Consider the following 18182-nt stretch of genomic DNA (forward strand, 5'->3'; position numbering starts at 1 on the left):
GCCACCGCAACGGGCCTGCGGGGACCGCCGGGCCTACAGTCGATGTGTGCTGCTTGGGATGATCTGTGCGCTCGGTTCGGCGGTCTGCTTCGGTACGGCGTCGGTCCTTCAGGCGGTGGCGGCCCGCGCCACCGCGCCGGGGACCGGCTCGGGGTCCGGGGTGGACCCCAGACTGCTGCTGCGCGTCCTGGGCCAGTGGCGCTATCTGCTCGGCCTCGCCCTGGACGGCTGCGGCTTCCTCCTCGAACTGGTGGCGCTGCGCTCGCTGCCGATCTACGCGGTGGGCGCGGCCCTCGCCGCCAGTCTCGCGGTGACCGCGGTCGTGGCCGTACCGCTGTTGCGCGTACGGCTCAGCCGGGCGGAGTGGGCGGCCGTGCTGGTGGTCTGCGGCGGGCTCGGCCTGCTCGGGCTGGCGTCGGGCGCGGAGGGGAAGGCCACGGGGTCCACCGCGCTGCGCTTCGGGACGCTGGCCGTCGCGCTGGCGATCCTGGCCTGGGGCGCGGTGGCCGGGCGGCTGCCCGGCCGGGCGCGGGCGGTGGCGCTGGGGCTCGGCGCCGGGTTCGGCTTCGGTGTCGTGGAGGTCGCCGTACGTCTGGTCCCCGACCTGTCGCCCGCGTCCCTCCTGTCGAACCCCGCCACGTACGCCCTGCTCATCGGCGGCGGCGCGGCCTTCCTGCTGCTGACCTCGGCCCTCCAGCGCGGCTCGGTGACGGCGGCCACCGCGGGCATGGTGATCGGCGAGACACTCGGGCCCGCGCTGGTCGGTGTGGTCTGGCTCGGCGACCGCACCCGTGCCGGGCTGGCGCCGCTGGGCATCACGGGGTTCGCACTGGCGGTGCTGGGCGCGCTCGCGCTGGCCCGCTTCGGCGAGGCGCCGGAGGAGGCCGGAGTGGTGGAGGAGCCGGAGGGGCCGTGGGCACCAGAAGAGCCGGGGGCGGCCGGGCCTTCCGACATGACAGCCGGCGCGACGGCCGAGGAGCCCGCCACCACCGGCCTACGGCGCGGGCGGCAGCACCCGTAGCAGCGCTTCCAGGACCCCCGCGAAGGCGTGGTCGGGCGGCCTGCCGTACGTCACGACCAGGCCGTCCCGCGGCGCGGCCCCACCCGCTCCCCCCTGGCCCGCGGAGTGCGCGAACGTACTCAGCCCCTCCAGCGCCAGCCCCTGCCACCGGGCCGCCTGCACGACGGACTGCTCGGTGCCGGGCGGCAGTTCGAGGACGACGTGCAGTCCCGCCGCGATGCCGCTGACGCGGATGTGCGGGGCCTGTTCGGCCAGCGCGGTGACGAGCTGGTCGCGGCGGCGCCGGTAGCGCAGCCGCATGCCGCGTACGTGCCGGTCGTACGCGCCGGAGGCCATGAACTCGGCGAGCGTGAGCTGTTCCAGCGCGCCGGTCTGCCACTCCCCCGTGCTCTTGAGGGCCAGCACCGGATCGACGAGGTGGTCGGGGAGCACCATCCAGGCCAGCCGCAGCGCGGGGGCGAGGCTCTTGCTCGCGGTACCGAGGTAGGCGACGCGGTCCGGGTCGAGCCCCTGCAATGCGCCCACCGGCTGCCGGTCGTACCTGAACTCGCCGTCGTAATCGTCCTCCAGCACCAGCCCGCCTCCCGCCCGCGCCCAGTCGATGACGGCGGCGCGGCGGTCGGGATGCAGCGGTACGCCGGTGGGGAACTGGTGCGCCGGGGTGAGCAGCGCCGCCCGTACGCCGGGCAGGTCCGCCAGCCGTCCGGTGTCCGCGCCGTGCGCGTCGACGGGCAGCGGGGCGGGGCGCAAGCCGGCGCGCGTCAGCACGTCGCGGTGGAAGTGGAGGCCGTACGCCTCGGTGCCGACCCCGCGCGCCCCCGCGTCCCGCAGGACGCGGGCGAGCAGGCCGAGGCCCTGCATGAAGCCGGTGCAGACGACGACGTGCTCGGGGTCGGTGCGTACGCCGCGGGCGCGCGCCAGGTAGTCGGCGAGCACGGTGCGCAGTTCCGGGCGGCCGAGGGACGGGCTGTAGCCGAACGCGTCGTTGGGGGCGGTGGTGAGCGCGCGGCGGGCGGCGGCGAGCCAGGCGGCGCGGGGGAAGCCGGAGACGTCCGGGGTGCCGGGCCGCAGGTCGTAGCGCGGGCGGTCGGGCAGCGGGGGCCGGGCGGAGCGCCGGGCGGGCGGTGCGGAGCGGGACGGTTCGGCGCGCCGGGCGACCCGGGTGCCGGAGCCCTGCCGGGCGCTCAGCCAGCCCTCGGCGACCAGCTCGGCGTACGCGTCGGCGACGGTGTTGCGGGCGATGCCGAGGTCGGCGGCGAGCGTACGGGAGGACGGCAGCCGGGTGCCGGGCGTCAGGCGGCCGGTGCGGACGGCCTCGCGCAGGGACCGCATCAGGCAGGCGCGCAGCCCGCCGGGACCGGAGAGGTCCAGGTGGAGGTCGCGCCCGAAAGTGGCCCAGGAATCGTCCATACGAATGGACCATACCCGTGCGCCAATGGCGGCATAGTGTCGCTGGCATGACGACGAATCCCCAGCACGGGCACCATCAGCCCCGCATCGCCATCGCGCGCAACGCGCCCGAGGTGTACAAGGCGATGGTCGCCCTCGACGCGGCCGCCAAGAAGGGCCTGGACCCGGCGCTGGTCCATCTGGTGAAGATCCGCGCCTCGCAGGTCAACCACTGCGCCTTCTGCATCGACATGCACATCAAGGAGGCCCGCAAGGAGGGCGAGACCGAGGAGCGCGTGTACCTCCTCAACGCCTGGGAGGAGGCCGGCGCCCACTACACCCCGAAGGAGCAGGCCGCCCTCGCCCTGACCGAGGCCGTCACCGTCCTGACCGACGGCTTCGTGCCGGACGCGGTCTACGAGCGGGCCGCCGCCCACTTCGACGAGGGCGAACTGGCCCAGCTCATTGCCCTGATCACCACCATCAACGCGTGGAACCGCTTCGGCGTGACCACCCGCATGACTCCCGGACAGGCATGATGACGACCACCACCGGCTCCGCCCGCCTCGACTTCTACAAGCGCGCCCCGGGCATCTACCAGCCCCTGCTGAACGCGCACATCGCCGCGAAGAAGGGCCTGGGCGACGACGTCCTGGCCGAGCTGGTCCTGATCCGCGCCTCGCAGATCAACCACTGCGCCTTCTGCCTCGACATGCATGTCAAGGACGCGCAGAAGGCCGGGGTCTCCGAGGAGCGCATCCACCTCCTCAACGCCTGGGAGGAGGCCGGCGCCCACTACTCCGCCAAGGAGCAGGCCGCCCTCGCCCTGACCGAGGCCGTCACCGTCCTGACCGACGGCTTCGTGCCGGACGCGGTCTACGAGCGGGCCGCCGCCCACTTCGACGAGCCCGAGCTCGCCCACCTGATCGCCCTGATCACCACCATCAACATGTGGAACCGCATCAACGTCGCGGTCCGCCAGCCCATCGGCGGCGCGGCGTGACCGCTGCCGCCCTGCGCGCCCTGCACCACGGCCGGGCGGCGGACGACCCGCTCGTCCTGCCCGGCCCGTGGGACGCGGAGAGCGCGCGGATCTTCGCGGCGGCCGGTTTCCCGGCCCTGGCGACGCCGAGCGCGGGCATCGCGGCGTCGCTGGGGTACGAGGACGGCAGTACGCCGCCGGACGAGATGTTCGCGGCGGTGGCCCGGATCGTACGGGCCGTGGACGTACCGGTGACGGCGGACCTGGAGGCCGGGTACGGGCTGCCCGCGAAGGAGCTGGTGGAACGTATCGCCGCGATCGGCGCGGTGGGCTGCAACATCGAGGACAGCGACCAGGGGACCGGGCAGCTCACCGACGTGGAGCGGCAGGCGGACCGGCTGGCGGAGATCCGCGCCGCGGCCGGCGACGAGCTGGTGATCAACGCCCGTACCGACGTGTTCCTGCGCGCCGGGGACGGCTCGGGTGGTGCCGGGGGCGGCCTGGCCGCCCAGGTCGAGGAGGCGGTACGCCGCGGGCTGCGGTACGCCGCGGCGGGCGCCGACTGCGTGTATCCGATCCTCGCGCCGCCGCAGGTGCTGCGGGAGCTGGCGGACCGGATCGGGCTGCCGGTCAACGCCATCGCCGTACCGGGCGGCCCGGCCCCGCGCGAACTCGGCACGCTGGGCGCGTCCCGGATCACCTTCGGCGGCGGGTTGCACCGGCGGGCGATGGAAGGGGTACGGGCGGTGGCGGAGGCGCTCCGTACCGGCTGAGCTGCCGTGCGGGGGTGGTGGCGGCGCCCGCCACCACCCCCGCACGGTCACTTCTGCTTCTTCTGCGTGACGTTCTGCGTGGCGGCGATGATCTCGGCCAGCGCCGCGACGACGTCGGCCTCGGACGCCTCCTTGGTGATGCCGAGGCCGTGCAGTACGCCCTCGCCGTCCTCCAGTTCCAGCAGCGCGAGCAGGATGTGTTCGGTGCCGACGTAGTTGTGGCCCAGGCGCAGGGCCTCGCGGAAGGTGAGTTCCAGCGCCTTCTTCGCCTGCGCGTCGAAGGGGATCAGCGCGGGCATCTCCCCGGCCGCGGCCGGCAGCAACTCGGTCACGCGCTGCCGTACGGCGTCCAGCGTCACGCCCTGCGCCACGATCGCCCGCGCCGCGAGGCCGTCCGGCTCGGCCAGCAGGCCGAGCACCAGGTGCAGCGGGCCGATCTCGGGGTTGCCCGCGGCGTGGGCCTCGTTCTGCGAGGTCACCACCACGTTCCGGGCGCGTTCCGTGTACCGGCTGAAGCCCTGGCTGGGGTCGAGGTCGGACGCCTCACCGGGCGTCTTGGGCACGAACCGCTTCTGGGCGGCCTGCTTGGTGACGCCCATGCTCTTGCCGATGTCCGTCCAGGACGCGCCCGAGCGGCGGGCCTGGTCCACGAAGTGGCCGATCAGGTGGTCGGCGACCTCGCCGAGGTGTTCGGCGGCGAGTACCGCGTCGGTGAGCTGGTCCAGCGCGTCGGGGTGGACCTTCTTGATGGTCTCGATCAGGTCGTCGAGGCGGATCGGATGGGTGCTGCGACTGGGTTCCGTCATGCGTCAACCGTAAGTTGACGCCCCTCAGTCGTCAACCCCTGGTTGACGTCCACTGTTTTTACTAGAGCGCCTGCTCTACTATTACGGCGATGCGTACCGTCAACCCTGAAGAGCACGCCCGTAAACGGGCCCACATCCTCGGCGCCGCGGCCGGCGAATTCGCCGCGTACGGCGTCGACGGCACCTCGACCGCGCGCATCTGCCGCGCCGCCGGGATCGGCTCGGGCACGCTCTTCCACTACTTCGCCACCAAGCGCGACATCTTCCACGCGCTCTTCAGCGACGACCTGCCGCGCAACGCCGAGGCATGCGCCCGCGCGACCGCCCAGGACCGCCCGGAGGACGGCATCCGCCTCCTCGTGGACCACCTGCTCGCCGACCTCGCCGACCCGCTCGTGCCGGGGCTCGCGGCGGCGGTCGTCTTCCAGGTCAACCGGGACGAGGAGTTCGCCCGGCTGATCATGTCCGACACCGCACAGATACGGGCCGCCCTGGAGACGTTGACGGCACGCCTCGCCGAGGAAGGGCGCCCGCTCCCCTTCCCGCCCGAACGGGTCGCCGCCTGGATCCAGGGGCTGCTGGACGCGGCCTACCTCGCCGCGGGGGAACCGGACTTCGACCCCGCCACGCACACGGCCGAACTGCGGCGCGTTGTCACCTGGCTGACCGGCGGCCAGGCACCCGGGACGGTCCCCCCGCCCACCGGCACACCGTCCTCACCCGGCACCAAAAACCGCCCCCGTACCGCCCCAGAGGGAGAACCGGCCCGATGACTTCCGACCACCCGACGCCCGAGAATTCACTCTCCAAGTCCCCGTCGCCGCCCTCCGACCGGACCACCGTCGGCCCCACCACCGGCGAACGCGCCGTGCTCTGGGCAGGCTTCCCCGTTGCGGGAGCGGTGGCGTTGTGGCTGGTCAGCAGGGCTGCGGGCTGGGTGGCTTCGCTCCCGTGGGCCCCGTTCCAGGGGCCGTTCAAGCTGGTCGCGTCCGCGCCCGAACCGCTCCTGTCGATCGGTGCCGCGGCCGTCGGCGTCCTCGTCGGCCTGGCCATCGCCTTCTTCGCCGACCTTGAGTACGTGACCGCCGACATCGGGCCGGACCGGGCCGCCCTGACCGTCGACCGGGTCACCCGGACGGTGCCGCGCGCGGCGACCGCCGCGGTCTTCCAGGACGGCAAGAACCTGGTGCTCCTCGGTCACGACTCCACCGAACTCGCCCGGGTGCACGGCGATTTCGACGTCGACCGGTTCACGGCCGCCTTCGAGCGGCACGGCTACCCCTGGCGCCCGGAGGGCGATCCGTACGCCGCCGACTTCCGCCGCTGGGTCACGGCGCAGCCCGACCTGTCCAGCGACGCCCACGCCCTGCTCAAGGCCCGCGCACACGCCCTGAAGAAGAGCCGGAAGAAGGACGCCGAGCAGCTCAGGGAGGAACTGGCCAGGCTGGGCATCGTCGTACGGGACGACAAGAAGAAGGCGCAGCACTGGAGGCGCGTCCGGCCCACCCAGGACAACCCTGCCGAATGAGCGCGACGCGTTCGACTTCGCCCGCCACCACACACAGTCACAGCGCGTAGTCGCCGCACCGCCCCGCATCGCACCCCGAAGGGAGTGATTCCCGACACCGGTCTTTTCCGTTATCCCGCAACGTCACTGGTCAGGCGCACAATTCGCGCCTGGCCGACTTTTTTCGGCACGTCATGACATGTGCAGGGCATCGTGTAGGGTTTCGATCTCTGTCACCCAGGGTGTTTCTTTGGCCAGCGATTGGCGTCCCCCGTCGCACGCCTCGGCACCCCGGTGGGCAGCGCGCAACTCCCGCACAGCGGTGTCCGCGTGGACCGGATCTGGTCGGCCAGGTCCTGGCCGTGGGCGCCGCGGAAAGGTTTGCCCATGTCCCGGAAACGGGCCTTGAAGAGACGCGTCCTGCGGCCTGTCCCGCTCGTCGCGCTGGCGGGCGCCGGCGCCTGTCTGGCCGTCGTCGTCGTACCGTCCGCGTTCGGCACGACCGCCCCGGCCGCCCCCGCCGGCCCGGCCGCGAAGAGCGGCACCTGCACGATCCGCTCCACCGGCGGGCACTCCGAAGCTCCCCCCAGTTGCCTCGGCGTCACCGCCTCCCTCGACCACCTGCCCGCCGTCGGCGAACAGGCCACGCTCACCGTGGACGTCAAGGCGCAGGCCGACGTCAAGAACGCCGGGCTGGCCGTACAGCTACCGCCCTCGCTGCGAATAGCCGGCAAGGACTCCGGTCTCACCGCCCCCACGACGGACGCTTTCGGCCAGCGCACCAGCCAGAAGATCGCCCTCACCCCGGGCACCCGCTCCGTCGAGATCAAGGTCAAGGCCGTCGCCGCCGGACCCGCGCAGATCCAGGCGGACATCAGCGACATCGACCGTCCCGACCCGCGCCGCGCCGGGCACGACTCGGTGGAACTCACCGTCGGCACCGCCAAGGGCTCCACCGACGAGGGCCTGTCGGTCGTCAAGGGCCGCGCGACCAAGGTCGACGGCCCCGGCCCCGGACAGCGCAAGCCGCGCAAGGTCACGCCCAAGACGCCCGCTCCGGCCCGCGCCTCGGCTGCCGCCGCACCGGCCGCACGCGCCCAGGTCTGCGTCGGCGGCACCTTCCGCAACCGCTTCCAGTCCGCCGAGGGCGGCAACTGGAACGCCAAGGCCAACCGGGACGAGCCGGTCAGCAACGCCAACGTCACCCTGTGGGGCAGGCCGACCGCCAACGGCGCCGTACAGAAGCTCGCCACCGGAATGACCGGCAACGGCAACGGCCAGTTCAACCTCTGCTACACGCCGAGCACCGCTGTCACCTCCACGGCCTGGGTGGAGTTCCAGACGCAGGCCGGCGGCATGTGGTCGGTGGTCGACCGCAACGGCAGCCGTTACGCGACCACCTCGTACGCGCTGAACAACGTCTCGCGCAGCACCAGCCTGGGCAACGTGTACGCCAACCAGGGACAGAGCCGCGCCTGGCACGTCCTCGACACGCTCAACAAGCTGTGGTGGAACCGCGGTTCCACCACCAACTGCTGGGCGTCCAGCCAGCAGAGCGGCCGCTGCACCCCGATCACCGTGCAGTGGTACCCCGGCTCCACCGACGGCACGTACTGGATGTCCGGCGAGGACAAGATCCACCTCGCGGACGACGACCCGGACTCCGAGCACACCACCGTGCACGAGGCGGGCCACGCGCTGATGGGCAAGCTCTACCGGGGCTGGTGGCCGCAGGTCACCAACTGCTCGCCGCACTACGTCAGCCGCACCTCCTCCGCCAGTTGCGGCTGGACCGAAGGCTTCGCCGACGCGGTGGCGTTCCACACGTTCGACGACACCACGTACTACTGGGGCAACGGCGCCTCCCAGAACCTCGCCAACGACCGCTCCACCAGGGACATCGACCCGGGTGACGCCTGCGAGGCCCGCGTCGCCACCGCCCTGGTCGACCTGTGGTCCCAGGTCGACGGCGACTGGACGAGGAGCAACACGATGATGGCCCGCGACCCGCAGTCCAGCTTCCGCGAGTACTTCACCACGGACCGGCCGGCATACGGCCTGGACACCGGTGACACCGCGCGCAACATCATCTGGAAGCACACGATCTGGTACTGACGGGTACTGACGCGAGCTGACCGCTCCAGGGGCCGGGCCGACCACCAGTCGGCCCGGCCCCTGCACACGCGTACGCGTACGCGTCGCCTCATTTCTACTGCCGCAGCCGTTGCGTCCCGGTGGGCGCGGTGAAGATGCTGACGGATTCCTCCGTGTGCCGGGTGAAACGCTTGTGCCCGGTCTCCGCCCCGTGCGCGCGAATCCACGTGTTCGACTGCGTGGGATTGTCCCAACAGGCAGAACGCGCACCACACGCTTCCCGGTCGACCTCGGTGACACACTCGGCGAAGTGCGCGCGAATACCGGTGATCTGGATTTCGAGGCGGGTCGTTACGGGGGGCGTCGTCGGCGTCGTCATGACCATGCCTTTCGGCTGGGGGAGGCTGAGGGCAGGGTTACTGTCGCCACTGGTGCGCACAATGAGCACGCCGTCACTTCCGCGTGAGCGCATGAGCCGGGTGAGGCGCTTCCGGCCCGAAAACTGGTCAGGTTCACCCTTTCGGGGCAAGGTTCGCTCCTTTCCGTAGCGGTATCACTACTGGAGGGAATTAGCGTGACCCACAGACGAAGCCTGTTCAACTTGCGTCCTTTGAACGGACAGTTGGGTGGTGGCGGTTGAACCGCAAAGAGCTGGACCCTGATCATTCGCCTGCGGCGCGCTTCGGCGTCCGTCTGCGTACGCTGCGGGACGAGCGCGGGTGGACCCAGGAAGAGCTGGCGGACCGCTTGGGGTACTCCGGAACGCATATTTCCGCCATCGAAAATGGTCGGCGCCCTCCAACTTCCCGCTTCGCGGCAAGAGCGGACAAGGTGCTGGGGAGCGGCGGCCGCCTCGAACGACAGGGACGGTCCGTGCGTCAGCCTGCGCTGCTGGACGGGTTCCCGGAGTATGTGGGGCACGAGGGGCGGGCAGCAGAAATCCGGCTCTACGAGGTGGGAGTCATCCCTGGCCTCCTCCAGACGCCGGAGTACGCGACGGCCCTCGCAGAGAGCCATGTGAAGCGGGGAGCGATCACGGCCGAACAGGCGGAAGAGCGGGTGACGCTCGTGGCACAGCGACAGGCCGCGCAAGTTCGAACACCGTCACCGCAGATCTTTGTAGTGCTGGACGAAAGCTGTATTCGCCGACCTATCGGCGGGCCCAGGGTCATGGACGCCCAATGGGATCGCCTGGTCGAGTTTGCTGACCTGCCGAACACAGTGCTCCAGGTCGCCCCATTCGACATGGGCGAGCGTCGCCCCCTCAACCTGCCGCTTTACGTCCTCACACTGCCGGACCGCAAGCTCGTGTCGTACGCGGAGTCCGCCCAACGTGGGCATCTCGAACGCGACATGACGTCCGTACTGCCCATGCTGGCGGCCTACCATCAGCTACAGGCTGAAGCGCTCTCCCAAGCGTCCTCCCTGGCCTTGATCGAACAGCAACGAAAGGGCACCTCGTGACCACCGAATCCCCCCGTTGGTTCAAGTCCTCATACAGTGACAACGGTGGCGCTTGCATAGAGATCGCCACCAACCTCCTCGCCACCCACGGCATCATCCCCGTCCGCGACTCCAAGAACCCCAACGGCCCGCACCTGACGCTCAGCGCGGACGCCTGGTCCGGACTGGTCGAGTTCGCCAGGCAGGCCACCGTCTGACCTGGCCGGACCCGCACATTGCCCCGCCGCTCCCCAGGAGTGGCGGGGAACCGGGCCCGCATGCCAGGTGTGGTTCAGGGGAATCGACGAACCAGCCGCCACGCCCGTAGGGCGGCTCGCGGCATCAGCGCACGGTGGTGACAGCAGCCGACAGCTCGCGGACTCCGGCCGCGCGAGGGTGGCGCCGGGCCAGGTCGGTGACGACCTGCCGGATGGCGGGCCGGTCGCGGACCTCGCCGCGCGATGCCCGTACGGCGTGCAGCAGCGCGTCGGCGGCCGGTTCGGGCTTGGACATCTGCCACCAGGCCCGCGCCATGTCGGTGTGCATCCGGGCTTTGCGCTCGGGTGTGGCGAACTGGCCCTCGTGTAGATGGGCACCGGATTCGAGAGCGGCGCCGGCATCTCCCAAGGCCCAGTGGACGCCGACGGCGTACAGAGCTACGGCCGCTGGGGTCAACGGGAACAGACGCTCGGACGGGGCCCGTTCGGGTAGGAGCCGGGCGACGCGCTGGGCCTCGCCGATCGTGGCCAGGGCATGGCCCCGGTCGCCCGCACGGGCCGCGCAGTACGCCTGCGTACACAGCATCTGAGCGTACGCCGAGGACTGCGCGCCGCTGGTGAGTCCGGTGGCTTCGACGTGCGCCGCGGCCTTGAGGATCAGGCGCTGAGCTGCAGCGGGCCGATCCTGATGACGCAGGACGATGCTCATCTCTCGCGCGGCGGCCGCGGCCGCGAGCGGGGAGCCGGACAGGTCCGCGTAAACGGTGGCCCGGTCGGCGGCCTGGCGGGACTGTTCGTAGCGGCCGATCTTCGTGAGGACCTGGGACAGGAGGCTGTAACCCGTCGAGAGGCGGGCCAGTGCCAGTTCCTGCCGGGAGCGGGCTGCCAGGTGCGCGTCACCGAGCAGGCCGGGCAGCACCTCCAGGAGTCGGGCGTGCCGGCCTGCGTCGAACAATCCGCGGGCCTGGGCCATGCGCCGGCCGAGGGGCGCGGCGGAGCCGCTGGGATCGGGGACGCCCGCCAGTGCGACATCGACGCCGATCAGGAACTGCGCGGGGGCCGCGAGTCCGGCGGCAGCGAGCAGGGTACGGCGGCGCATCGGGTCCTCCTGCGCTCGTGGACCATCGAGCGCCACCTTAGTGGCCGAGGAACCGCCGACAGCGAGCGACGCCGTCAGAACATCCGTCGGGACTCCCACCTCTTCGGCGGCGCGTCGCAGCAGACGCAGGTCGGAGGGGCAGCGGCGAGCTTCGAGCCGGGAGACCGTGGAGGTCGAGCACCCCAGACGGCCGCCCAGGTCTTCTTGTCGCCACCCGCGCGCAGTACGCCCGACCTTGACCAGGCCGCCGGCGTGCCGGGTGGCGACGAGGGAGCGGACCATGTCGGAGCACCACGGCGTGTCGCCGGACACAGCACCTCCCGCGCGCCAGGGGCCGAGGCCCGTACCACGGTAGTGACTGAACGTGCCCGCGTCGATGCCGTGTGCACTATCCGCAAATGGTCTGCACAGCATGCACGGCGCCCTCCGGCCGCTCCTGCCCGGTGGTGTCGTGGTCGTACGGCCCACGGTGGGCCGGACCGTCACACGCAGGAGGGCACGATGACGACAGTGGCCGAACCCAAGACACCGGTCCGCGATCCACGGGATTACGTGACGCGCGAAGTGTGGGCCCGGCAGATCCAGCTCCTGATGCGGGATCACCCCGTGGACGAGGTGATGGCCAACCGGCTGTTCGGGGCCGCGGTCTCGTACCTGATCACCGCGATGGAGAAGTGGGGCCGGCACTTGGAGCTGTGCTGCGGCCGCCTCGTCGACCTGGCGGTCCATGTGTTCATCCTGGACACGAAGAACTACCGCGACTTCTGCCACCGGCACTTCGACGGGAAGTTCCTGGAGCACATTCCGGAGATCGCGTTCAAGTACGACGGCAGTGTGGAACGCACCGCCCGGGTGATCGCGGACAACGGCTTCGAGGTGGACTGGAAGCTGTGGGAGCGCGACTACGCGGCGTGCGGCCCGTGCCGTCCGGGGGAGGAATGCCACTGAGCGACGCCGCACACCGTCGGCCGGGAACGCCTGCGCGTTCCCGGCCGACGGCTGCTCGGGTGACTCCGAGGTGAACCGCCCCCAGGAGCAGGACGGACCGGTACGGTGCCTGGTCCCGTCGCTCTCCCGAGGAGCCGTATGTCACGTGCGCCACAGACTCCGGGCGAATACTGGGACGCGTACAAGCCGTACCGGGGCGGTGGGGCTCAGCCGCGGCCTGACGTCGGTCGGTTCGAGTGGACGCAGTATGCCGGGCACGGCCCCGGCGCCGAGCTGCTGGGCTCGCCGGGCCGGGCTCTGGACCTCGGGCCGGCCGAAGGCAGGGAAGCCGCCTGTCTGGCCGGACGCGGCGTGCGGGTGACCGGCGTGGATCTCTCCGCCGTCCAGACTGCCCGTGCCCGCGCCTGGTGGCAGGACCTGCCGGGCCTGGACTTCGTACACGGTGAGGCGTGCTCCTACCTCAGCGGGACCACGGAGACGTACGACGCGATTTACTCGGTGTGGGGAGCGGTCTGGTTCACCGACCCCGGCCGGCTCCTCCCGCTCGTCGCCGCCCGGCTGGCTCCCGGTGGCGTGTTCGCGTTCTCCCAGGCCGAGCCGGCACCGGGCGCGTACGGCCCGCAGGCCGTGCGGGGCAAGTGGCTGGAGGGCCGCGAGCGGGAGCTGACCGTGACGCGCTGGCAGTACCCGCCCGAGAGCTGGGCCGGCCACCTCAAGCGGGCCGGTTTCGACCGTGTGGACGCACGCATCCTGCCGGCACCGGACGGGGAGGGGCCGGGCACGCTGTTGGTCGTTGCCCCGCTGAGCCTCACGCGAACTTCCGGCTGATCCCGTCGAAGACCCGCTTCGCCTCCGCGCCCAGGTGCGGCCCCGCCAGCCAGGTGTGGTTCAGGGAGCCTATGGAGCTGTTGGAGACCAGGTACGTGCGGCCGCCGTAGTTCGTGAACCAGCCGCCGCCGGACGTGCCGCCGGTCATCGTGCAGCCGATGCGGTACATCGTGGGGGTGCCCTGGGCCATCGTGAGGCGGCCGGGGCGGGCGGGGCAGTTCATCATGCGGGCGCCGTCGTACGGGGGCGCCGCCGGGTAGCCGAACGCCTGGAGGCCGCTGACGCGGTCGGCGGAGGGCGCGCCGAACCAGACCGGCAGCGCGGCGCCGACGGTCTCCTGGAGCGACCTGCCGCCGCCCCCTTCCGGCTTGACGTGCAGGACGGCGAAGTCGTACGCGGAACCGGCGTTGCCGGACTTGGTGCTGCCCATGTCGATCCACTCGCCGGACGTGGTGACCCAGTTCGCCCACCACACCCCGTACGGCGCGACCTCCTGCGCCGGGGCCCGGCCGACCTCGCTCATGGACAGGCCCTGGTCGTTGTAGGACGGCACGAAGACGATGTTGCGCATCCAGCCGCCGCTCCTGCCGGTGTGCACGCAGTGGCCGGCGGTCCACACCAGGTTCGACTTGCCGGGGTGCGCCGGGTCCTCCACGACCGTGCCGGAGCAGACCATCGGGCCCTGCGGGCTGTCGAACATGATCTTGCCTATGGGGGCCATGTGCTGGTGGTAGGGGCGGGCCACCTGCCGGGCCTGGACGGGGCGCGGTTCCGGGTCGCTGCCGCCCTGGTCACCGGCGGCCTCGGTGGTGACGTCCGGCGCGTTCCTGGCCTCGGCCATCCGGGACGGGTTCCACAGGTCCTTGATGACGGGGTTGGCGAACTCGGACGCCTTGCGGGCCCACTGGTCCCAGTCCTTCCAGCCGCCCTTCTGCCACTTCTTGACGTCGTCGAGGCTGGTCGGCAGCCCGCTCGGCAGGTCGGCACCGCCCGCGTCCGCGCCCGCCTCGCCGCCGCCCTGATGGTCCGCGGCCGCCGAACTGCCGGGGGTGGCGGCGGCCTTGTCGTCCTGCGGGCCGCAGGCGGTCGCGGTGGCGAACAGGGCGACCGCCGCGGCGGCGGCCGCTGCGGTACGGCGTATGACAGGCATGGAGCGGTTTCCCCCTGGTACGTACGTCCGGTGAGGCGCCATGGGTCATGGCGTGACATGCCCCCGGCCGGGGGCGCCTCTACTATGCCTGTGCTCCACGCGGGGCCAGGGACGAGGGGTTGCGCTCACCATGGATATTTTTGCCGACCGTGACCTGCGGACGCGTCGGATGCGGCTGCGGTGGCTGACCGAGGACGACGCGCTCCGCCTCGTCGCGCTGCACGGCGATCCGGACGTCATGCGGTTCCTGGGGGACGGAAGGCCCGTACCGCGGTCCGAGGTCCTGGAGCGGACGCTGCCGGCGATGCTGGCCCGGCACGGGAACCTGGGGCTGCTCGGGTACTGGGCGGCCGAGGAGGTGGCCACCGGGGACTTCCTGGGGTGGTTCGAGCTTGTCCCGGCGGGCCGGGGCGACAGTGGTGAAGTGGAGCTGGGGTACCGGCTGTTCCCGTCGGCGTGGGGGCGGGGGTACGCCTCGGAGGGAGCCCGTGCGCTGGTCCGTGCCGCGTTCACGGTGGGTGGGGCGCAGCGCGTCATGGGCACCACCATGGCGGTCAACACCGCGTCGCGTCGGGTGATGGAGAAGGCGGGCCTGCGCTACGTACGGACGTTCCACGAGGAGTGGCCCACTCCCCTGGAGGGGGCGGAGCACGGCGACGTCGAGTACGCCCTCGACCTCGCCGACTGGCGGCCCTGAGATCCGCCGGCTGACGGCTCCGGGGCCCGCACAGGCTCCGCCGCCTCGTCTCAGCCCGCCAGTCCCGCCTGGTGCGCCAGCAGGGCGGCCTGTACGCGGCTCTGGGTGCCGGTCTTGTCGAGGATGCGCCCGACGTGCGTCTTGACGGTGCCCAGGCCGATCTCCAGGCGGCTGCCGATGTCCAGGTTCGACAGGCCCTGGCCGAGCATCGCCAGTACCTCCCGCTCCCGGTCGGTCAGCGCGGCGAGCCGCTGGTCGGGGCCGTCCGCGCCGTTGGCGGCGCCGACCCGGCCGCCGCCCTGGAGCATCCGCTTGACGACATGGCCGGTCACGCCGGGCGAGAGCACCGCGTCGCCGGCGGCCGCGGCCCGTACGGCGCTGATCAGCTCCTGCGGCCCCTCGTCCTTGAGCAGGAAGCCGCTGGCGCCGGCCTGGAGGGCGCGGGTGACGTTCTCCTCGTCGCCGAAGGTGGTGAGCATGACGACCTGCGGCTTGGGGTCGAGCCGGACCAACTGCTCGATGGCGGCGAGGCCGTCGAGGACGGGCATCCGGATGTCGACGAGGGCGACGTCGACCGGGGTGCGGGCGGCCAGTTCGACCGCCTCGGCACCGTTGGCGGCCTCCGCGACGACGTCGATGTCCTCGGCGTGCCGCAGGATGAGGCGGACACCGTGCCGGATCATCTCCTCGTCGTCGGCGAGGAGGACTCGTACGGGCTGTGCGGCACGCGCGCCGGGGAGATCGCTCATGGGCCCAGGCTAACGGGGTGCCCGCGCGGGGCCGGGCCGTCGGCGGTCGGTGCTCTCGCTCACGCAGGGTCCATGGGCACCCCGAAGCTGAACTCGCCGCCGGGCTCCTCGCGCAGTGAATCGGGAACTCCGCCTACTCCGGCCAGCAGGGCTTCGGCCATGCCTCGGGTCAGTCGTGTGTCCGGTCGCGGTGCGGGTCCCTGGGAGGGCGGATCGCTCTGGGCGGCCCGTCCGCCGCCCCAGTCCCTGAACCGGGGCAGGGTGACGCCCCCGGTGCCCGGCCCCATGAAGGCCGCCGTGTCCGCGGCGACGACCACCCGGGCCCACGTCCTGCCGCGCTCGGGGACGTACTCGCTGAAGACGGTCAGCCGCACGAGGCCGTTGCCGTCGTCCATGCTCCAGGGCAGGGTCCACTCCAGCGCCCCCGGCACCGGGTCCATCCACGTACCGGCGCGCCGTTCGCGCAGGTGCACGCCCCGGCACACCTCCAGTAACGGCTCCAGGTACTGAAGCACGTGCGCGTGCCAGACTTCCACGGCCATGTCGTCGCTCCCCTCGGCGGCCTGCGACCGACGACCACCGGCCGATGACCGCCTGCCTTCGCCTGGCCGCACGGTAGCCGGGGCGGCTTCGCCACGGCAGTCGGATCGAGGGATCGAGGGGTCGAGGGGTCGAGGGGTCGAGGGGTCGAGGGATCGAGGATCAACGAGTTCGGGGGGTCGGGGACTCGGACGCCCGAGGTTCGCGGACCGACGGCACCCAGAACCTGTCGATGTCGGTCAGCACATCGCCACGGAAGCAGTACCGCGTCAGTTCCAGGCGTCCGCCCAGGGCCTCCTCGCCGGTGTACGGGAAGATGCAGTCGGTACCGCTGGGCCGCCGTGGCTCGTGGCCCGCGGCGGCGGCGCGGGCCAGGTCGTTGTCGTACAGGTACGCGGACCGGACGTCCTTCCTGCTCATGCCGACGTGGACGCTGTCCGGGGAGAGCTGTTCCTGGACCGGGCGGGAGCTCTGCACCAGGACCAGCCCGAATCCCAGCATCGTCCCCACCCCCACGAGTCCGAGGACGCCGGTCGCGAGGCCGGGCAGGTGGCGCAGGATGCCGGGCAGGGCGCCGGACTGGTGGTGTTCCTCGGCGGCGAGGGATGAGGGGGAGGTTTCCGTGTGTGCGGCGGACGCCGAGGGTGAGGCCGGGTGCGCGGGAACGGTCGCCTCGACCAGGAAGCCGCCGACGCCGGTCGGGCCGGTGCGCAGTTCGCCGCCGAGCAGGCCGACCCGTTCGCGCAGGCCGGTCAGTCCGCGGCCGGTGCCGAGGCCGGTGGTGGCCTCGGGGGGTGCCGGGGGCGCGCCGTTGCGGACGGTGACGCGTACGCGGTCGTCGGTGTGCTCCACGGTCAGTTCGACGGACGCGCCGGTCGCGTAGCGGTGGACGTTGGTCAGCGACTCGCGAACCACGCGGTGCACCGCGCGCCGTACCCGCGGTTCCAGGCCGTCGAGGTCGGGGCCCTGCCGGCGGACGGTGACGGCGATGCCCGCGGCGCGGGACTCCTCGGCCAGCGCGTCGATGTCCGCGTGGGTGCCGGTGGCGTCGGTGAGGGCACCGGTGCCGGTGTCGCGGCCGAGCGGGCCGAGGACGCCGAGGACCGCGCGCAGTTCGTTCATGGCGTCCCGGGTGGCGACGCGGACCTGTGCGGCCTCCTCCTTCAGCTCGGGCGCCTTGGTGGCGAGGGCCATCTCCAGGCCGCCGCTGTGCAGGGAGATCAGACTGAGGCGGTGGCCCACCAGGTCGTGCATCTCGGCCGCTATCCGGGAGCGCTCCTCGACGCGGGACGCGCTGTCGATCAGCCGCCGGGCCTCCTCCGCGGCGGCGGCACGTTCCCGCAGAGCGACGACCAGGCGGTCCTGCTGTCCGCGTGAGCTGCCGGCCAGGCCGGGAATGAGGACGCAGACGCCGCCGACGACCAGGCCCAGGGCGAAGCCGTAGCGCCAGCTCCCGTACCCGGTGCAGACCGTGCCGACGATGCCGGTGAGCACGGGGATCATGGTGGCGGTGAACAGGACGACGGTACGGCGGCGGGGGCCGTCGACGCGGCGGATCGCGTCGAAGGCGACGAGGGCGGTGAGCATCCCGCCGAGCGGCAGGGCGCCCGCCACCGCGGCGAGGACCAGCAGGCAGGTGACAGGAAAGCGCCTGCGGAAGGGCAGCAGCGCCGCCGCCCCGGCACACAGGGCCAGTTTCCCTTCGAACGGCAGGAGCTCGAAATAGCCCATTGCGTCGGACCCCAAGGCCCCCAGGGCACTCGTGCCGGCCAGGTAGAAGAACGCCGTGCCGACCTCGAAGAGGACGGCCAGGCGGCGCCGCTTGCGCCGTCGCGGTGGGGCGGCCTCGTACGGCCGGGGCGTCGGCGACGTGAAGGGCATGGTCTCGATTATCCGTACGACGCGGGCGGAATCGCTGGACCCTGGGAAGGAGGCGGG

At 72.1% G+C, this 18182-nt stretch carries 20 protein-coding genes; 12 read left to right on the forward strand and 8 right to left on the reverse strand.

Features of this window, described 5'->3' with window-relative positions; genetic code table 11:
- The first annotated feature begins 58 nt into the window (after nt 1-58).
- Nucleotides 59-1021, forward strand: a complete 963-nt coding sequence (locus AB0A97_RS32330; protein WP_361156810.1) for a hypothetical protein — start codon at nt 59-61, stop codon at nt 1019-1021.
- Here AB0A97_RS32330 and AB0A97_RS32335 read toward each other — a convergent pair.
- A complete protein-coding gene (locus AB0A97_RS32335; protein WP_361156612.1) occupies nt 995-2431 on the reverse strand; it encodes a PLP-dependent aminotransferase family protein in 1437 nt (478 codons plus the stop codon). The genes AB0A97_RS32330 and AB0A97_RS32335 overlap by 27 nt on opposite strands.
- Before the next feature lie 47 nt (nt 2432-2478).
- Between AB0A97_RS32335 and AB0A97_RS32340 the strand changes: the two genes are divergently transcribed.
- Genes AB0A97_RS32340 through AB0A97_RS32350 form a run of 3 tightly spaced genes read left to right on the forward strand, consistent with a single transcriptional unit; the run spans nt 2479 to nt 4165 of the window.
- Nucleotides 2479-2949, forward strand: a complete 471-nt coding sequence (locus AB0A97_RS32340; protein ID WP_361156615.1) for a carboxymuconolactone decarboxylase family protein — start codon at nt 2479-2481, stop codon at nt 2947-2949.
- Entirely contained in the window at nt 2949-3413 is a 465-nt protein-coding gene (locus AB0A97_RS32345; RefSeq protein ID WP_361156812.1) for a carboxymuconolactone decarboxylase family protein, read from the forward strand. Before AB0A97_RS32340 ends, AB0A97_RS32345 begins: the two co-directional genes overlap by 1 nt.
- Nucleotides 3410-4165: an isocitrate lyase/phosphoenolpyruvate mutase family protein gene (locus AB0A97_RS32350; RefSeq protein WP_361156618.1), complete on the forward strand. Its 756-nt coding sequence runs from the start codon at nt 3410-3412 to the stop codon at nt 4163-4165. The genes AB0A97_RS32345 and AB0A97_RS32350 overlap by 4 nt, the downstream gene beginning before the upstream one ends.
- A 47-nt stretch (nt 4166-4212) precedes the next feature.
- Here the strand turns inward: AB0A97_RS32350 and AB0A97_RS32355 are convergent, their stop codons facing one another.
- On the reverse strand, nt 4213-4971 hold the full coding sequence (locus tag AB0A97_RS32355; protein WP_361156621.1) for a Clp protease N-terminal domain-containing protein: 759 nt from the start codon (nt 4969-4971) through the stop codon (nt 4213-4215).
- Nucleotides 4972-5060: 89 nt separating this feature from the next.
- On the opposite strand from AB0A97_RS32355, the gene AB0A97_RS32360 reads away from it, so the two are divergent.
- From AB0A97_RS32360 to AB0A97_RS32370, 3 genes are all read left to right on the forward strand, one after another.
- Entirely contained in the window at nt 5061-5744 is a 684-nt protein-coding gene (locus AB0A97_RS32360) for a TetR/AcrR family transcriptional regulator (protein ID WP_361156624.1), read from the forward strand.
- The gene (locus AB0A97_RS32365; RefSeq protein WP_361156627.1) at nt 5741-6499 is read left to right on the forward strand and encodes a hypothetical protein; all 759 of its coding nucleotides are present in this window, start codon (nt 5741-5743) and stop codon (nt 6497-6499) included. Before AB0A97_RS32360 ends, AB0A97_RS32365 begins: the two co-directional genes overlap by 4 nt.
- 384 nt (nt 6500-6883) lie before the next feature.
- Nucleotides 6884-8593, forward strand: a complete 1710-nt coding sequence (locus AB0A97_RS32370; protein ID WP_361156630.1) for a mycolysin — start codon at nt 6884-6886, stop codon at nt 8591-8593.
- A gap of 94 nt (nt 8594-8687) precedes the next feature.
- Here the strand turns inward: AB0A97_RS32370 and AB0A97_RS32375 are convergent, their stop codons facing one another.
- Nucleotides 8688-8951 carry a hypothetical protein gene (locus AB0A97_RS32375; RefSeq protein WP_361156633.1) on the reverse strand — a complete coding sequence of 88 codons (264 nt, stop codon included), beginning with the start codon at nt 8949-8951 and terminating at the stop codon, nt 8688-8690.
- 257 nt (nt 8952-9208) lie between these two features.
- On the opposite strand from AB0A97_RS32375, the gene AB0A97_RS32380 reads away from it, so the two are divergent.
- Both AB0A97_RS32380 and AB0A97_RS32385 read left to right on the forward strand, forming a co-directional pair.
- Nucleotides 9209-10036, forward strand: coding sequence for a helix-turn-helix transcriptional regulator (locus tag AB0A97_RS32380; protein ID WP_361156635.1), 828 nt, complete (start codon nt 9209-9211; stop codon nt 10034-10036).
- On the forward strand, nt 10033-10233 hold the full coding sequence (locus AB0A97_RS32385) for a DUF397 domain-containing protein (RefSeq protein WP_361156638.1): 201 nt from the start codon (nt 10033-10035) through the stop codon (nt 10231-10233). Before AB0A97_RS32380 ends, AB0A97_RS32385 begins: the two co-directional genes overlap by 4 nt.
- Before the next feature lie 124 nt (nt 10234-10357).
- Here AB0A97_RS32385 and AB0A97_RS32390 read toward each other — a convergent pair whose 3' ends face one another.
- Entirely contained in the window at nt 10358-11644 is a 1287-nt protein-coding gene (locus AB0A97_RS32390; protein ID WP_361156640.1) for a helix-turn-helix transcriptional regulator, read from the reverse strand.
- 189 nt (nt 11645-11833) lie between these two features.
- On the opposite strand from AB0A97_RS32390, the gene AB0A97_RS32395 reads away from it, so the two are divergent.
- Nucleotides 11834-12280 (forward strand): hypothetical protein, encoded by a 447-nt coding sequence (locus AB0A97_RS32395; RefSeq protein ID WP_361156642.1) that lies wholly within the window; start codon nt 11834-11836, stop codon nt 12278-12280.
- A 138-nt stretch (nt 12281-12418) separates the two neighbouring features.
- The gene (locus AB0A97_RS32400) at nt 12419-13108 is read left to right on the forward strand and encodes a class I SAM-dependent methyltransferase (protein ID WP_361156644.1); all 690 of its coding nucleotides are present in this window, start codon (nt 12419-12421) and stop codon (nt 13106-13108) included.
- Here the strand turns inward: AB0A97_RS32400 and AB0A97_RS32405 are convergent.
- Complete coding sequence (locus tag AB0A97_RS32405) at nt 13089-14258, reverse strand: hypothetical protein (RefSeq protein WP_361156647.1); 1170 nt, start codon at nt 14256-14258, stop codon at nt 13089-13091. The two genes, AB0A97_RS32400 and AB0A97_RS32405, sit on opposite strands and share 20 nt — an antisense overlap.
- A gap of 130 nt (nt 14259-14388) precedes the next feature.
- On the opposite strand from AB0A97_RS32405, the gene AB0A97_RS32410 reads away from it, so the two are divergent.
- A complete protein-coding gene (locus AB0A97_RS32410; RefSeq protein ID WP_361156649.1) occupies nt 14389-14955 on the forward strand; it encodes a GNAT family N-acetyltransferase in 567 nt (188 codons plus the stop codon).
- 50 nt (nt 14956-15005) lie between these two features.
- Here AB0A97_RS32410 and AB0A97_RS32415 read toward each other — a convergent pair whose 3' ends face one another.
- The 3 genes from AB0A97_RS32415 to AB0A97_RS32425 form a co-directional block, all read right to left on the reverse strand.
- Nucleotides 15006-15704: a response regulator transcription factor gene (locus AB0A97_RS32415; RefSeq protein WP_361156652.1), complete on the reverse strand. Its 699-nt coding sequence runs from the start codon at nt 15702-15704 to the stop codon at nt 15006-15008.
- Nucleotides 15705-15763: 59 nt separating this feature from the next.
- Nucleotides 15764-16246, reverse strand: coding sequence for a hypothetical protein (locus tag AB0A97_RS32420; protein WP_361156654.1), 483 nt, complete (start codon nt 16244-16246; stop codon nt 15764-15766).
- Between the two features lie 160 nt (nt 16247-16406).
- Nucleotides 16407-18125 carry a histidine kinase gene (locus AB0A97_RS32425; protein WP_361156656.1) on the reverse strand — a complete coding sequence of 573 codons (1719 nt, stop codon included), beginning with the start codon at nt 18123-18125 and terminating at the stop codon, nt 16407-16409.
- Nucleotides 18126-18182 lie beyond the last annotated feature (57 nt).

It is taken from the genome of Streptomyces sp. NPDC045470, assembly GCF_040646595.1.
In the GTDB taxonomy this organism is placed as follows: domain Bacteria; phylum Actinomycetota; class Actinomycetes; order Streptomycetales; family Streptomycetaceae; genus Streptomyces.

Excerpts from the sequence above, each read along its gene's own strand:
- AB0A97_RS32410 (WP_361156649.1), top strand. The coding sequence starts at position 14,389 with ATGGATATTTTTGCCGACCGTGACCTGCGGACGCGTCGGATGCGGCTG.
- AB0A97_RS32400 (WP_361156644.1), top strand. The coding sequence starts at position 12,419 with ATGTCACGTGCGCCACAGACTCCGGGCGAATACTGGGACGCGTACAAG.
- AB0A97_RS32330 (WP_361156810.1), top strand. The coding sequence starts at position 59 with ATGATCTGTGCGCTCGGTTCGGCGGTCTGCTTCGGTACGGCGTCGGTC.
- AB0A97_RS32360 (WP_361156624.1), top strand. The coding sequence starts at position 5,061 with ATGCGTACCGTCAACCCTGAAGAGCACGCCCGTAAACGGGCCCACATC.
- AB0A97_RS32365 (WP_361156627.1), top strand. The coding sequence starts at position 5,741 with ATGACTTCCGACCACCCGACGCCCGAGAATTCACTCTCCAAGTCCCCG.
- AB0A97_RS32375 (WP_361156633.1), bottom strand. The coding sequence starts at position 8,951 with ATGACGACGCCGACGACGCCCCCCGTAACGACCCGCCTCGAAATCCAG.
- AB0A97_RS32425 (WP_361156656.1), bottom strand. The coding sequence starts at position 18,125 with ATGCCCTTCACGTCGCCGACGCCCCGGCCGTACGAGGCCGCCCCACCG.
- AB0A97_RS32340 (WP_361156615.1), top strand. The coding sequence starts at position 2,479 with ATGACGACGAATCCCCAGCACGGGCACCATCAGCCCCGCATCGCCATC.
- AB0A97_RS32405 (WP_361156647.1), bottom strand. The coding sequence starts at position 14,258 with ATGCCTGTCATACGCCGTACCGCAGCGGCCGCCGCCGCGGCGGTCGCC.
- AB0A97_RS32355 (WP_361156621.1), bottom strand. The coding sequence starts at position 4,971 with ATGACGGAACCCAGTCGCAGCACCCATCCGATCCGCCTCGACGACCTG.
- AB0A97_RS32345 (WP_361156812.1), top strand. The coding sequence starts at position 2,949 with ATGACGACCACCACCGGCTCCGCCCGCCTCGACTTCTACAAGCGCGCC.
- AB0A97_RS32335 (WP_361156612.1), bottom strand. The coding sequence starts at position 2,431 with ATGGACGATTCCTGGGCCACTTTCGGGCGCGACCTCCACCTGGACCTC.
- AB0A97_RS32395 (WP_361156642.1), top strand. The coding sequence starts at position 11,834 with ATGACGACAGTGGCCGAACCCAAGACACCGGTCCGCGATCCACGGGAT.
- AB0A97_RS32420 (WP_361156654.1), bottom strand. The coding sequence starts at position 16,246 with ATGGCCGTGGAAGTCTGGCACGCGCACGTGCTTCAGTACCTGGAGCCG.
- AB0A97_RS32415 (WP_361156652.1), bottom strand. The coding sequence starts at position 15,704 with ATGAGCGATCTCCCCGGCGCGCGTGCCGCACAGCCCGTACGAGTCCTC.